The sequence below is a fragment of the Pseudocitrobacter sp. CD920760 genome, assembly GCF_057782505.1.
In genome coordinates, this window is sequence record NZ_CM173490.1 from 2389228 (window position 1) to 2404014 (window position 14787).

At 52.9% G+C, this 14787-nt stretch carries 14 protein-coding genes; 10 read left to right on the forward strand and 4 right to left on the reverse strand.

The genetic code is table 11. The annotated features are described in order from the left end of the window. Positions 1–10: 10 nt before the first annotated feature. Positions 11–601 (reverse strand): cob(I)yrinic acid a,c-diamide adenosyltransferase, encoded by a 591-nt coding sequence (gene cobO / locus AC1MKH_RS11275; RefSeq protein WP_276224272.1) that lies wholly within the window; start codon positions 599–601, stop codon positions 11–13. Further along, positions 598–1356: a YciK family oxidoreductase gene (locus AC1MKH_RS11280; protein ID WP_276224270.1), complete on the reverse strand. Its 759-nt coding sequence runs from the start codon at positions 1354–1356 to the stop codon at positions 598–600. The genes cobO and AC1MKH_RS11280 overlap by 4 nt, the downstream gene beginning before the upstream one ends. Positions 1357–1608: 252 nt before the next feature. Between AC1MKH_RS11280 and sohB the strand changes: the two genes are divergently transcribed. Continuing rightward, positions 1609–2655, forward strand: a complete 1047-nt coding sequence (gene sohB, locus AC1MKH_RS11285) for a protease SohB (protein WP_276224268.1) — start codon at positions 1609–1611, stop codon at positions 2653–2655. Positions 2656–2715: 60 nt separating this feature from the next. Here sohB and AC1MKH_RS11290 read toward each other — a convergent pair whose 3' ends face one another. Next, positions 2716–2967, reverse strand: a complete 252-nt coding sequence (locus tag AC1MKH_RS11290) for a YciN family protein (RefSeq protein WP_015964650.1) — start codon at positions 2965–2967, stop codon at positions 2716–2718. Positions 2968–3374: 407 nt separating this feature from the next. Between AC1MKH_RS11290 and topA the strand changes: the two genes are divergently transcribed. The 9 genes from topA to AC1MKH_RS11335 all read left to right on the forward strand — a co-directional run bounded on the left by topA (position 3375) and on the right by AC1MKH_RS11335 (position 14097). After that, a complete protein-coding gene (gene topA, locus AC1MKH_RS11295; RefSeq protein ID WP_149464605.1) occupies positions 3375–5972 on the forward strand; it encodes a type I DNA topoisomerase in 2598 nt (865 codons plus the stop codon). Positions 5973–6149: 177 nt separating this feature from the next. Beyond that, positions 6150–7124 (forward strand): HTH-type transcriptional regulator CysB, encoded by a 975-nt coding sequence (cysB, locus tag AC1MKH_RS11300; protein WP_015964648.1) that lies wholly within the window; start codon positions 6150–6152, stop codon positions 7122–7124. A 324-nt stretch (positions 7125–7448) separates the two neighbouring features. Then, the gene (locus AC1MKH_RS11305; protein WP_083867130.1) at positions 7449–7610 is read left to right on the forward strand and encodes a YmiA family putative membrane protein; all 162 of its coding nucleotides are present in this window, start codon (positions 7449–7451) and stop codon (positions 7608–7610) included. Further along, positions 7610–7762, forward strand: a complete 153-nt coding sequence (locus tag AC1MKH_RS11310) for a hypothetical protein (protein WP_276224264.1) — start codon at positions 7610–7612, stop codon at positions 7760–7762. The genes AC1MKH_RS11305 and AC1MKH_RS11310 overlap by 1 nt, the downstream gene beginning before the upstream one ends. Before the next feature lie 120 nt (positions 7763–7882). Then, positions 7883–7981 (forward strand): small membrane protein YmiC, encoded by a 99-nt coding sequence (gene ymiC, locus AC1MKH_RS11315; protein ID WP_229837649.1) that lies wholly within the window; start codon positions 7883–7885, stop codon positions 7979–7981. A 202-nt stretch (positions 7982–8183) separates the two neighbouring features. Then, the gene (acnA, locus tag AC1MKH_RS11320; RefSeq protein ID WP_276224261.1) at positions 8184–10859 is read left to right on the forward strand and encodes an aconitate hydratase AcnA; all 2676 of its coding nucleotides are present in this window, start codon (positions 8184–8186) and stop codon (positions 10857–10859) included. A gap of 313 nt (positions 10860–11172) precedes the next feature. Then, positions 11173–12063, forward strand: coding sequence for a carbohydrate ABC transporter permease (locus tag AC1MKH_RS11325; RefSeq protein WP_276224260.1), 891 nt, complete (start codon positions 11173–11175; stop codon positions 12061–12063). Then, positions 12056–12958, forward strand: a complete 903-nt coding sequence (locus AC1MKH_RS11330; protein ID WP_276224259.1) for a carbohydrate ABC transporter permease — start codon at positions 12056–12058, stop codon at positions 12956–12958. Before AC1MKH_RS11325 ends, AC1MKH_RS11330 begins: the two co-directional genes overlap by 8 nt. An 11-nt stretch (positions 12959–12969) precedes the next feature. Next, entirely contained in the window at positions 12970–14097 is a 1128-nt protein-coding gene (locus AC1MKH_RS11335) for an ABC transporter ATP-binding protein (RefSeq protein WP_276224257.1), read from the forward strand. Positions 14098–14131: 34 nt separating this feature from the next. Here the strand turns inward: AC1MKH_RS11335 and ribA are convergent, their stop codons facing one another. Further along, complete coding sequence (gene ribA, locus AC1MKH_RS11340) at positions 14132–14725, reverse strand: GTP cyclohydrolase II (protein WP_015964640.1); 594 nt, start codon at positions 14723–14725, stop codon at positions 14132–14134. Positions 14726–14787: the final 62 nt, after the last annotated feature.

Here is a 14787-nt window from a genome sequence, read left to right on the forward strand (position 1 = left end):
ATTTCTTTGTTTAATAATCGATGCCAATCTGCGCTTTGATACCCGCGTCAAACGCATGTTTCACCGGACGCAGTTCACTGACGGTGTCGGCCATCTCGGTGATATCGCGGTGACAGCCGCGACCGGTAATGATCACCGACTGGTGCGTCGGGCGCTGGCGTAACGCGCTCAGCACCTCTTCCAGCGGCAGATAGTCATAGGCCACCATATAGGTCAGCTCATCCAGCACAACTAAGTCCAGCGATGCATCGGCCAGCATGCGTTTGGCGTGTTGCCAGACGGCCATACAGGCGGCCGTATCGCTCTCGCGGTCCTGCGTATTCCAGGTAAAACCGGTCGCCATTACCTGAAACTCGACTCCGTGGGGCTCCAGCAAATTACGCTCACCATTGGGCCAGGTGCCTTTAATAAACTGGATGACACCGACTTTTTTGCCGTGTCCGACGGCGCGCGTCGCCGTCCCAAAGGCAGCGGTGGTTTTGCCTTTCCCGTTGCCGGTAAAGACCATGATAATGCCACGCTCTTCCTGAGCGGCCGCCACCCGGGCATCGACTTTATCTTTCACGCGCTGCTGGCGCTCGCGGTAACGTTCATCACTCATTGGGCAATCCCCGGTTTACGGCCTGGTTGGGCATCGAAAGTCATCCCTGTTTTGCGGCGACTATCGTCGCCCATCAGCCACAAATAGAGCGGCATGATATCGGCAGGTGTTTTCAGTTTTAACGGATCTTCCGTCGGAAACGCGCTGGCACGCATGCTGGTTCGCGTACCGCCGGGGTTAATGCAGTTGACGCGCAGGCGGTTTTGATACTCCTCGGCCAGCACCTGCATCATGCCTTCGGTGGCGAATTTGGAAACGGAATAGGCCCCCCAGTTGGCGCGCCCCTGGCGGCCTACGCTTGAGGAGGTAAAGACCAGTGAGCCTGCTTCAGACTGCAACAACAGCGGCAGTAACGCCTGGGTCAACATAAAGGTACCGTTGACGTTAACCTGCATCACCTGTTGCCAGATGTCGGGATTCTGTTCAGACATCGGCACCACCTCGCCGAGCAGCCCGGCGTTATGCAGCACGCCGTCAAGGCGCGGGTAATGCATGCTGATTTGCTGAGCAACCTGCTGGCAATCCTGTGGTGTACAGGTGAGCAGGTCGAGGGTGAACCAGCGTACGGGCAATCCGCCGTGGTTTTCAATTTCTTGCGCGACGGCGCGTAATTTTTCTTCATTACGACCAAGTAAAACTACGCTAGCGCTATAGCGTGCGTAGGTGATGGCTGCTTCCCGACCAATACCATCACTGGCACCGGTGACCAGAATTATACGGTTTTGCAACAAATCGCGTTTGGGCTGGTAGTGCACGACGACTCCTTTGTGGCTTTTCGCTACCACAATCTGTGTTCTTTTCATGGCTTTTGGGCTTTATGCCCTAATCGCGCCACTATTTCAATCAGCCAGGAGGAGAGTCAACGTAAAATTAACAATTTGCAATGATTTCATCAGCCAATTTGAATTACGGAAAGCGCCTCGCAGGCTTTAATCGTGGTCGAGACGTAGCGAAAACGGTGTTGTACACTGGTCCACAGATTCAGTGGATTTGTACAAGGTGAAAGCGTGGAAATTCTTTTTCAATATGGTCTGTTTTTGGCGAAGATCGTGACGGTTGTCGTCGCAATCATTGTAATCGCAGCACTTATTATCAATTTGTCACAGCGCAAGCGGCAACGTGGAGAGCTGCGGGTAACCAATCTCAGCGAACAACATAAAGAGATGCAGGAGGATTTAGCGGTGGCGCTGCTCGACGGCCCACAGCAAAAACTCTGGCATAAAGAACAAAAGAAAAAAGCCAAACTTGAGGCAAAGGCGGCAAAAGCAAAGGCCAAACAGGGCAACGCAACGCCTTCAGGCAAACCGCGCGTGTGGGTGATTGATTTTAAAGGCAGTATGGATGCACATGAAGTTGCCTCGCTGCGTGAAGAGGTCACTGCGGTGCTGACGGTCGCCACGCCGCAAGATGAAGTGGTGGTGCGTCTGGAAAGCCCTGGTGGTGTGGTGCACGGTTACGGCCTGGCGTCGTCTCAGCTACAACGCATCCGCGATAAGCAGATCCCGTTGACGGTGGCGGTCGATAAAGTGGCGGCAAGCGGCGGCTATATGATGGCCTGCGTGGCGAATAAAATCGTCGCTGCGCCGTTTGCCATTCTTGGCTCCATTGGCGTGGTCGCGCAAATTCCGAACCTGCATCGTTTTCTGAAAAATAAAGATATTGATATCGAGTTGCACACGGCGGGCCAGTACAAACGTACCCTGACGCTGCTGGGGGAAAATACGGAAGAGGGGCGGCAGAAATTCCGCGAAGATCTTAACGAAACCCATCATCTGTTTAAGGCTTTCGTTAAAGAGATGCGGCCAACGCTTGATATCGACGCGGTGGCGACCGGTGAGCACTGGTACGGCGTGCAGGCGCAGGAGAAAGGGCTGGTGGATGTAGTGGGTACCAGCGATGAACTGCTGCTGAACCTGATGAAAGATCGCGAAGTGATGAGCGTGAGTTATAAACAGCGCAAGAAAATGATGGACCGTTTCACCGGGAGTGCGGCAGAAAGTGCGGATCGTCTGCTGCTGCGCTGGTGGCAGCGGGGGCAAAAGCCGTTGATGTAAGTCTCAGGACAGCCCGGTAGGCTCACTGCCGGGCTGTGAGATCGCCTGACTCAACGTGTGTTAGTCGACCAGGTGATATTTCTCGGAAAGCTGATGGGCAAGGTATTTAAACATGTTAAATACTGCCGTGCTTTTCGGCGTGGGCAGGCCTTGTTCATCCAGGAAATACTCGCCGCTGAATATCAATACGCCATTGCGCTGTTCTACGCCCGTGGCTTCGATGCCAGCTAAGGTATCTTCATGTTCACGGATGAGTCGGTTTGCTTCAATAAGCAGAGTTTGACGATCGATGGGTTGTGTATTACCAGACATTTTCTACTCCTCGAAAAACTTCCCCTAGTTTACGCCGGGCACGCGCTCGGGGCAAATACTCCCTTGAAACTTCAGGGCTATAGTTAAGGTTAAGCCTGTACCTGCCTTTCTGGCGCGTTTAACAAATGCGTGCTAATAAAGTTGCGTAACGAATTTTATCAGGTACAGTGTGACGCTTTCGGCAATCTGGCAACAGATTTGCTTGACATTCGACCGAAAATTCTTCGTGCTATAGCACCTGGCGGTAAAACGTCAGTGAACTCAACCGCCTGGCTTCAGGATGTGAAGTGGGTGGCTAAAGGGTTGATATCCATTGAGACCGCCGCAACATACAAGGCTTGTCGCCAGTGGACAGGTGACTCAATGTGCGATGTATTCTGGAAGAATCAAATTAGGTAAAGGTGAATATGGGTAAAGCTCTCGTTATCGTTGAGTCCCCGGCAAAAGCCAAAACGATCAATAAGTATCTGGGTAATGACTACGTGGTTAAGTCCAGCGTCGGTCATATCCGCGATTTGCCGACAAGTGGCTCAGCCGCCAAAAAGAGCGCTGACTCTGCCTCCACCAAAACGGCCAAAAAGCCTAAAAAGGATGAACGTGGCGCGCTGGTTAATCGCATGGGCGTTGACCCATGGCATGACTGGAAAGCGCACTACGAAGTGCTCCCGGGTAAAGAAAAGGTAGTTTCAGAACTTAAGCAACTGGCGGAAAAAGCCGACCACATCTATCTCGCAACCGACCTTGACCGCGAAGGGGAAGCCATTGCATGGCACCTGCGGGAAGTGATTGGTGGAGATGATTCGCGCTATAGCCGCGTGGTGTTCAACGAAATTACAAAAAATGCGATTCGTCAGGCGTTTGAAAAGCCGGGCGAACTGAATATCGATCGTGTTAACGCGCAGCAGGCGCGTCGCTTTATGGACCGCGTTGTGGGCTATATGGTGTCGCCGTTGCTGTGGAAAAAAATCGCCCGTGGTTTGTCCGCAGGCCGCGTGCAATCCGTTGCCGTGCGTCTGGTGGTTGAGCGCGAACGCGAAATCAAAGCCTTCGTACCGGAAGAGTTCTGGGACGTGGTTGCCAGCACCACTACGCCGGGTGGCGATGCGTTGCCGCTGGAAGTGACGCATCAGAAAGATAAAGCCTTCCGTCCGGTAAGCCGCGACGAGACAATGGCCGCCGTTAGCCTGCTTGAAAAAGCGAGCTACAGCGTCCTTGAGCGTGAAGATAAACCGACCAGCAGCAAGCCTGGCGCGCCGTTTATCACTTCCACGTTGCAGCAAGCCGCCAGCACCCGTCTGGGCTTTGGCGTGAAAAAAACCATGATGATGGCGCAGCGTCTGTATGAAGCGGGCCACATTACTTATATGCGTACCGACTCTACCAACCTGAGCCAGGACGCAGTAAGCATGGTGCGTGGTTATATCGGCGATAACTTTGGCGATAAATATCTGCCGAAGAACCCGAACCAGTACGCCAGCAAAGAGAATTCTCAGGAAGCGCACGAAGCGATTCGTCCTTCCGATGTCTCGGTGGTGGCTGAATCGCTGAAAGATATGGAAGCCGATGCGCAGAAACTGTATCAGCTGATCTGGCGTCAGTTTGTTGCCTGTCAGATGACACCGGCACAGTACGACTCCACGACGCTGACGGTGCAGGCGGGTGATTTCAAACTCAAGGCGCGCGGTCGTACCCTGCGTTTTGATGGTTGGACGAAGGTTATGCCTGCGCTGCGCAAAGGCGATGAAGACCGCACGCTGCCGATGGTTAATCAGGGAGACAAACTCTCTCTGGTTGAACTGACGCCTGCTCAGCACTTCACCAAACCGCCGGCGCGCTTTAGCGAAGCCTCGCTGGTTAAAGAGCTGGAAAAACGCGGTATTGGCCGTCCGTCCACCTACGCGTCGATCATTTCGACCATTCAGGATCGCGGCTATGTGCGCACCGAAAACCGCCGTTTCTACGCTGAAAAAATGGGTGAGATCGTTACCGATCGTCTGGAAGCGAACTTCCGCGAACTGATGAACTACGATTTTACCGCACAGATGGAAGACCATCTCGACCGCGTGGCAAACCACGAAGCCGAGTGGAAGCAGGTGCTGGATCTCTTCTTCGGTGATTTCACCAAACAGCTCGAAACGGCTGAGAAACCGCCAGAAGAGGGCGGCATGCAGCCGAACGAGATGGTGCTGACCAGCATCGATTGCCCGACCTGCGGTCGCAAGATGGGCATTCGTACTGCCAGTACGGGGGTATTCCTGGGCTGCTCCGGTTATGCGCTGTCGCCGAAAGAGCGCTGCAAAACCACCATCAACCTGGTGCCGGAAAACGAAGTGCTGAACGTACTGGAAGGCGATGACGCTGAAACCAACGCGCTGCGCGCAAAACGTCGCTGCCAGAAATGCGGCACGGCAATGGACAGCTATCTCATCGATCCGAAACGCAAGCTGCACGTTTGCGGTAATAACCCGACCTGTGACGGTTACGAGATCGAAGAGGGTGAATTCCGCATTAAGGGTTATGACGGCCCGATCGTCGAGTGTGAGAAATGTGGTTCTGAAATGCACCTGAAAATGGGGCGTTTTGGTAAGTACATGGCCTGCACTAACGAAGAGTGTAAGAACACCCGTAAGATCCTGCGCAACGGTGAAGTCGCACCGCCGAAAGAAGATCCGGTTCCGTTACCGGAGTTGCCGTGCGAGAAATCGGACGCCTACTTCGTACTGCGTGACGGTGCTGCCGGGGTCTTCCTGGCGGCGAACACCTTCCCGAAATCGCGTGAAACCCGCGCGCCGTTGGTCGAAGAGCTGTTCCGATTCCGCGATCGTCTGCCGGAAAAACTGCGTTATCTGGCCGATGCGCCGCAGGAAGATCCGCAAGGTAACAAGACGATGGTGCGCTTCAGCCGTAAGACGAAGCAGCAGTATGTTTCTTCTGAGAAAGATGGCAAAGCGACCGGTTGGTCTGCCTTCTTTGTCGACGGTAAATGGGTCGAAGCGAAGAAATAATTGTCACCTGACAAACCGCACAAAGGGCCGATCATCGGCCCTTTTTTATAACCGCGTTATTATTTTTTGTTCCCATCTATACACACTTGCTATAAATGATATAGTGGTTATAGCAAACACTTTTTTTATTATTAAATCGCATTAACAGCGTATCACTACGCAACCGGATACCGCGCCATGAAACTACAGCAGCTCCGCTATATTGTTGAAGTTGTAAACCATAACCTCAACGTCTCCTCTACCGCTGAAGGCTTGTACACCTCACAGCCAGGCATCAGCAAGCAGGTCAGAATGCTGGAAGATGAGCTGGGTATCCAGATTTTTGCGCGCAGTGGTAAGCACCTGACGCAGGTTACGCCAGCCGGGCAGGAAATTATTCGCATTGCCCGTGAAGTGCTTTCGAAAGTGGATGCCATCAAATCTGTGGCGGGTGAACACACCTGGCCGGACAAAGGCTCGCTGTACGTCGCCACAACGCATACCCAGGCGCGCTACGCGCTTCCCGGCGTGATTAAGGGCTTTATCGAGCGTTATCCGCGCGTTTCTCTGCACATGCATCAGGGCTCGCCAACGCAGATTGCCGAAGCGGTTTCGAAGGGGAATGCGGATTTTGCCATCGCCACCGAAGCGCTGCACTTGTATGACGATCTGGTTATGCTGCCGTGTTACCACTGGAACCGTTCCATTGTGGTGACGCCGGAGCATCCGCTGGCGTCGAAAACGTCGGTAACAATCGAAGAACTGGCCCAGTATCCACTGGTCACTTATACCTTTGGTTTTACCGGACGTTCAGAGCTCGATACCGCGTTTAACCGCGCCGGGCTGACGCCACGTATTGTTTTCACCGCCACCGATGCCGACGTTATCAAAACTTACGTCCGCCTGGGGTTGGGGGTTGGGGTCATTGCCAGCATGGCGGTTGATCCGGTTTCCGATCCTGATCTGGTCAAACTGGATGCTGACGGTATTTTCAGCCACAGCACCACTAAAATCGGCTTCCGCCGTAGTACTTTCCTGCGCAGCTATATGTATGATTTTATTCAACGCTTTGCGCCGCATTTAACGCGCGACGTTGTTGATACCGCGGTAGCGCTGCGCTCTAATGAAGATATCGAAGCGATGTTCAAAGATATTAAATTGCCAGAGAAGTAATCCCCTGAATTTCCGAACGGTATCTCCTGTCGGGAGATACCGCCTGAATCGTAATAATACCTCTCCTCATTCTCATCCTCTAAATCATCTTGCTCTCGATATGCCCTTATATTTTTCATTAATTTGGCTAATGTATTGCCAGTGAGCGCACAAAAGTAGAAACGAATTCCCCTTAAGGCAAATTTTGCAGTTCAATTATTTATTTTTGGTCAAAAGATTAAATAAATGCGTCCGTTTAGCTGGCGAAAGCACTGGATTTTTGACTAGATTTTATTTAGGATTTGTCTCAGTGATGATTAATCGTACCGATTGTTTGGTGCCAAAATGATAAGTAATATCGATTGTAAGAGGTTGTCGATGCCGTCAGGAACCAAAGGTCCACAGCGCGATCCGCACGTGAAGCGTAAAGCCTGGGCGTCGGTGTTTCTGGGGTCTGCGCTGTTTTGGGTGGTTGTTGCACTGCTTGTCTGGAAGTACTGGGGCTGATGATGTTCATCTCCAGTCGTCCCCGGCCAGCACAGCCCAAGCCGCAGCCGGAGAAACAGGACAAGGTCAAAATTCCTGAATCATGGGAATTGACCCCCGAACAACGTGAATTTATTGAGTCGTTTAATCCTGGTGAGCACAAAAAAAAATAATAGCAGGGTGGCTCGCCCAACATACCTTCCGCATTCGCACTGGCTTTTAAATACACCACAGCAACGGTCTGCCGACACAATGTCGGCTGAATACACTCATGCATAAAAGGTGTAAGCAAAATGAATACGCATCACAATTTGAAATACTGGTCATGGATGGGCGCGCTGTCGGCTTCACTCCTGTTTTGGGGGCAAATTATCTGGCTGCTGTGCCGGTAAATCCGCTGCGCCATAATCACCGTCTTCCTTCCTTCTAACGCCTGGCCTCTGCGCCGGGCGTTTTAATTTCACGGAATAGTCTCAACAATTTTATCAATTAGAGTTGTTATCAAAACGTTACGACATCTTTGTGTTATCTTTAATGCGTACCCTGAGGAGTGTCAGGGGGATTGCAAGTCCCGTTACACATAAAGGAGGAGCTATGTCGTCAACACTACGAGAAGCCAGTAAGGACGCGCTGCACACGCAAGATAAAACCTATCACTACTACAGCTTACCGCTGGCAGCCAACACACTGGGTGACATTTCCCGTCTACCCAAATCACTCAAAGTCCTGCTGGAAAACCTACTGCGCTGGCAGGATGGGGATTCTGTTACTGAAGAAGATATCAAAGCCCTGGCCGGGTGGGTGAAAACTGCCCATGTCGATCGGGAGATAGCCTACCGCCCGGCGAGGGTCTTGATGCAGGATTTCACCGGCGTACCCGCGGTAGTGGATTTAGCCGCCATGCGCGAAGCGGTGAAGCGTCTGGGCGGCGACACCGCGAAGGTTAACCCGCTTTCGCCGGTTGACCTGGTGATTGACCACTCGGTTACCGTGGATCACTTCGGCGATGATGATGCCTTCGCGGAAAACGTGCGCCTGGAGATGGAGCGCAACCATGAACGCTATGTGTTCCTGCGTTGGGGCCAGCAGGCGTTCAGCCGGTTCAGCGTCGTGCCGCCGGGTACCGGGATTTGCCACCAGGTTAACCTTGAGTATCTTGGTAAAGCGGTCTGGAGCGAGTTGCAAAACGATGAATGGATTGCTTATCCGGACACGCTGGTCGGCACCGATTCGCACACCACGATGATTAATGGTCTGGGCGTGCTGGGCTGGGGCGTCGGGGGGATCGAGGCAGAGGCCGCGATGCTCGGTCAACCGGTTTCAATGTTGATTCCGGATGTGGTGGGCTTCAAGTTAACCGGCAAACTCAGCGAAGGGATTACTGCTACCGACCTGGTGTTGACCGTCACCCAAATGCTGCGTAAACACGGCGTGGTGGGAAAATTTGTTGAATTCTATGGCGACGGTCTGGACTCTCTGCCGCTGGCGGACCGTGCAACCATCGCTAACATGTCGCCGGAATATGGCGCAACCTGCGGCTTCTTCCCGATTGATGGCGTTACGCTCGATTATATGCGCCTGAGCGGGCGCAGCGATGAGCAGGTCGCACTGGTTGAAGCCTATGCTAAAGCACAGGGGATGTGGCGCAACACCGGTGATGAACCGATTTTCACCAGCAGCCTCGAGCTGGATATGGGCACGGTGGAAGCGAGCCTCGCCGGGCCGAAACGCCCGCAGGATCGCGTTGCGCTGGGCGATGTGCCTAAAGCCTTTGCCGCCGCGACAGAGCTGGAAGTGAACACCGCGCAGAAAGATAAGCAGCCGGTAGAATACACGCTTAAAGGTGAAACCGTACCGCTACCGGACGGCGCGGTGGTGATTGCCGCCATTACCTCCTGTACCAATACGTCCAACCCGAGCGTTCTGATGGCAGCGGGCCTGCTGGCGAAAAAAGCCGCTGAGCTGGGCCTGAAGCCGAAACCGTGGGTGAAAGCCTCGCTGGCGCCGGGGTCGAAGGTGGTTTCTGATTATCTCGCCCACGCACGTCTCACGCCATACCTGGATAAACTTGGCTTTAACCTCGTGGGCTATGGCTGTACCACCTGTATCGGTAACTCCGGTCCACTGCCAGAGCCCATCGAAACGGCGATTAAGAAGGGCGACCTGACCGTTGGGGCCGTGCTTTCCGGTAACCGTAACTTCGAAGGGCGTATCCATCCGCTGGTGAAAACCAACTGGCTGGCCTCACCGCCGCTGGTGGTTGCCTATGCGCTGGCCGGAAACATGAACGTCAACCTGGCAAGCGACCCGCTCGGTCACGATCAAAAAGGCGACCCGGTTTACCTGAAAGATATCTGGCCGAGCAGCCAGGAGATCGCCAAAGCCGTGCAGCAGGTTTCCACCGAGATGTTCCGCAAAGAGTATGCGGAAGTCTTCGAAGGCACACCGGAATGGAAAGCCATTACCGTCGCGGAATCGGATACCTACAACTGGCAGGATGACTCTACCTATATCCGCCTGTCACCGTTCTTTGACGATATGGAAGCCCAGCCGAAGCCGGTAGAGGATATCCATGGTGCGCGTATTCTGGCGATGCTGGGTGATTCCGTCACCACCGACCATATTTCACCGGCAGGCAGCATTAAACCGGACAGCCCGGCGGGCCGCTTCCTGCAGGCGCGTGGGGTGGAACGTCGCGACTTCAACTCCTATGGTTCTCGTCGCGGTAACCACGAAGTGATGATGCGCGGTACCTTTGCCAATATTCGTATCCGCAACGAAATGGTGCCGGGTGTGGAAGGGGGCATGACGCGCCTGTTGCCGGGTTCAGAAGTGATGTCGATTTACGACGCGGCCATGGCGTATCAGAAGCAGGGCACGCCGCTGGCGGTGATCGCCGGGAAAGAGTATGGCTCTGGCTCCAGCCGCGACTGGGCGGCGAAAGGGCCACGTCTGCTGGGCGTGCGTGTGGTGATTGCGGAATCCTTTGAGCGTATTCACCGCTCCAACCTGATTGGTATGGGGATTCTGCCGCTGGAATTCCCGCAGGGTGAATCGCGTCAGTCGCTGGCGTTGACCGGGGAAGAGCAGCTGGATATTCCTGATTTACAGCAGCTTAAACCGGGTGCCACGATCCCGGTTACCGTAACGCGCGCCGACGGTACCACAGAGACGCTAGCCTGCCGTTGCCGTATCGACACCCAGACTGAGCTGACTTACTACCAGAACGACGGCATCCTGCATTATGTAATACGTAATATGCTGGATTGATCCTGCCCGCTAACCAGCCCGATACACGAAAGTGGTCGGGCTTTTTTTTCATATATTGCTAATATTATTAGCTTTTGTAATAAAATAATATATCTATTTATTAGTTTTATTAGCATGTATTTTGTATTGATACGTTAAAGGCGGGTTTTGATTTAATTCATTCACTATGATTATGTGTGATGTCAGTGGTGGTAAGGCTTTGATGGCGATCACAGCTTGTAAGTCTTGAATTATTTTGAGTGTGATAGCGATCGCGATGTTGGTAGGGATTTTACGGGATGATACGGCATTATTTATTTGTCTCGAGGCTGTTATGAATGAAAATAAGTGGTTGGGGTTAGCATGGATCTCACCCTATATTATTGGATTGTTAGTGTTTACCGCCTTTCCCTTTGTCTCTTCCTTTCTGTTGAGTTTTACCCAATATGATTTGATGAGTCCGCCTGAGTTCAACGGTATTGAAAACTACCGTTACATGGTGTCGGAAGACCCGCTGTTCTGGAAATCCCTTGCGGTCACGTTTGTGTATGTCTTTATCACCATTCCGCTGAAGCTGATGTTTTCATTGTTCATCGCGTTCGTGCTGAATTTCAAACTGCGCGGTATCGGTTTTTTCCGCACGGCATACTACATTCCCTCCATTCTCGGCAGTTCTGTCGCCATCGCGGTCCTGTGGCGCGCACTATTTGCTATCGATGGTCTGTTGAACAGCTTTACTGGCGTATTCGGCCTTGATCCTATCAACTGGCTTGGTGAACCCCCGCTGGCGCTGTTTTCAGTAACGCTGCTCAGCGTTTGGCAGTTTGGTTCTTCAATGGTTATCTTCCTTGCCGCACTGCAAAACGTGCCGCAGTCGCAGTACGAAGCGGCGATGATCGATGGCGCCACCAAGTGGCAAATGTTCCTGAAAATTACTGTGCCACTGATTACGCCGGTCATTTTCTTCAACTTCATTATGCAAACCAGCGGCGCATTCCAGGAATTTACCGCGCCGTTTGTTATCACCGGCGGTGGCCCAACCTACTACACCTATTTGTTCTCGCTCTACATCTACGATACTGCCTTCAAGTATTTCGACATGGGATACGGTGCCGCGCTGGCATGGGTGCTGTTCCTGGTTGTGGCCATCTTCGCGTTGCTGGCCTTTAAGTCATCGAAATATTGGGTCTTCTACTCAGCAGACAAGGGAGGTAAAAATGAGTGATCAACATGTCATGACGACAACCGCAAAGGAAGCCGCGAATGAAGTGGCCCGCACGCTGCGTCGCGAAAAAATCAGCCGTAATATTCGCTATGTGATTTTACTGTTGGTCGGCCTGCTGATGCTGTACCCACTGGCATGGATGTTTTCTGCCGCATTCAAACCAAACAGTGAAATTTTCACTACCCTGAATCTCTGGCCGACACACGCCACCTGGGATGGGTTTATCAACGGCTGGAAAACGGGCACGGAGTATCACTTTGGTCATTACATGATTAACACCTTTAAATATGTGATCCCGAAAGTGATTCTGACCATTATCTCATCCACCATTGTGGCTTACGGTTTTGCCCGCTTTGAGATCCCATGGAAGAAATTCTGGTTTGCCACGCTCATCGCCACCATGCTGCTGCCGAGCACCGTGTTGCTGATCCCGCAATATCTGATGTTCCGCGAAATGGGCATGCTGAACAGCTATCTGCCGCTTTACCTGCCAACGGCGTTCGCCACGCAGGGGTTCTTCGTCTTTATGCTGGTGCAGTTCCTGCGCGGCGTGCCGCGCGATATGGAAGAGGCCGCGCAAATCGACGGCTGTAACTCCTGGCAAGTGCTGTGGTATGTGCTGGTGCCCATTCTGAAACCGGCGATTATCTCGGTCGCGCTGTTCCAGTTTATGTGGTCGATGAACGACTTTATCGGTCCGCTGATTTACGTCTACAGCGTGGATAAATATCCGATTGCCCTGGCGCTGAAAATGTCTATCGACGTCACGGAAGGGGCGCCGTGGAACGAAATTCTGGCAATGGCGAGCATCTCCATTCTGCCATCTATCATTGTGTTCTTCCTGGCGCAGCGTTACTTCGTCCAGGGCGTATCCAGCAGCGGAATTAAAGGCTAAGAGGGAATATCATGGCTGAAGTGATTTTTAATAAACTGGAAAAGGTGTACTCCAACGGCTTCAAAGCGGTACATGGTATCGACCTGAACATTGCCGATGGCGAATTCATGGTGATTGTTGGCCCTTCCGGCTGTGCGAAATCCACGACCCTGCGTATGCTCGCCGGGCTGGAAACCATCAGCGGCGGTGAAATCCGTATCGGCGAAAAAGTGGTGAACAACCTGCCGCCGAAAGCGCGCGGCATTGCGATGGTGTTCCAGAACTACGCGCTCTATCCGCACATGACCGTGCGGGAAAATCTGGCGTTTGGTTTGAAACTGAGCAAACTGCCGAAAGAACAAATTAATCAACAGGTTGAAGACGCTGCCAAACTGCTGGAGCTGGAAGATCTACTGGATCGCTTACCACGTCAGCTCTCCGGCGGTCAGGCGCAGCGCGTGGCGGTAGGACGCGCGATTGTCAAAAAGCCGGATGTGTTCCTGTTCGATGAACCGCTTTCCAACCTGGATGCCAAGCTGCGCGCATCCATGCGGATTCGTATTTCGGATCTGCATAAACAGCTCAAGAAATCGGGCAAACCGGCGACTACCGTTTACGTGACCCACGATCAAACCGAAGCGATGACCATGGGCGACCGCATCTGCGTGATGAAGCTCGGCCACATCATGCAGGTGGATACGCCGGATAACCTGTACCACAAACCGAAAAACATGTTTGTCGCGGGCTTTATTGGCGCGCCGGAAATGAACATCAAACCGGCAAAAATTGTGCGTCGTGATGACGGCCTGCATATCACCGTCGGCGAGGATTTACTGGCGCTGAACGCCAGCCAGCAGGATAAAGTAGCGCACTACGTTGATAAAGAAGTGCATTTCGGTATTCGACCGGAGTATGTGGATGTCGCCACTGCACCCTTTGGCGCGAGCTGCGGGCGAGGGACGTTAATCCGTATTGAAAATATGGGGCACGAATATTTTCTTTATTTACAGGTCGGTGATTTCGAACTGACGGCGCGGATCGCCTCCGATGCGGCGAAACCGATTATCGACAACGGGTTACAGCAGCAGGTGTGGTTCCGTTTTGAGATGGACAAATGCCACATTTTTGACGGGGAAACGCAGGAAAATATTTCGCTGTAAAAAAGCCCGCCAGGTTCGCTGGCGGGCTTCATGTTTACTCTTCTTTCAACAGGTGGCCCATCTTGGCCGCCTTGGTATCGAGATAGTAGGCGTTTTTCGGGTTGCGCCCAACGATGAGCGGGACGCGTTCAACGATGTTGATACCCGCTTCGGTCAGGATCTCAACCTTTTTCGGGTTGTTGGTCAGCAGGCGCACTTCGTCTACGCCCAGCAGCTTGAACATATCCGCACACAGCGTGAAGTCGCGCTCATCGGCGGCAAAGCCGAGCTGGTGGTTGGCTTCAACGGTGTCGTAGCCCTGATCCTGCAGCGCATAGGCGCGAATTTTATTCAACAGGCCGATGTTACGGCCTTCCTGACGATGATAAAGCAGAATGCCACGACCTTCTTCCGCGATGTGCGTCAGGGCCGCTTCAAGCTGGAAACCGCAATCACAGCGCAGGCTAAAGAGCGCATCGCCCGTCAGACATTCGGAGTGAACGCGTGCCAGTACCGGTGTTTGCCCGGAAATGTCACCAAAAACCAGGGCGACGTGATCCTGCCCGGTTGCCAGTTCTTCAAAGCCCACCATCAGGAAATCGCCCCAGGGGGTTGGCAGTTTGGCTTCTGCCACACGTTTAAGCTGCATGTGATTCTCCAGATTATGTCAGCGCCAGTAGCGCTTTCTGTTTTTTGTATTTTGCCACAACG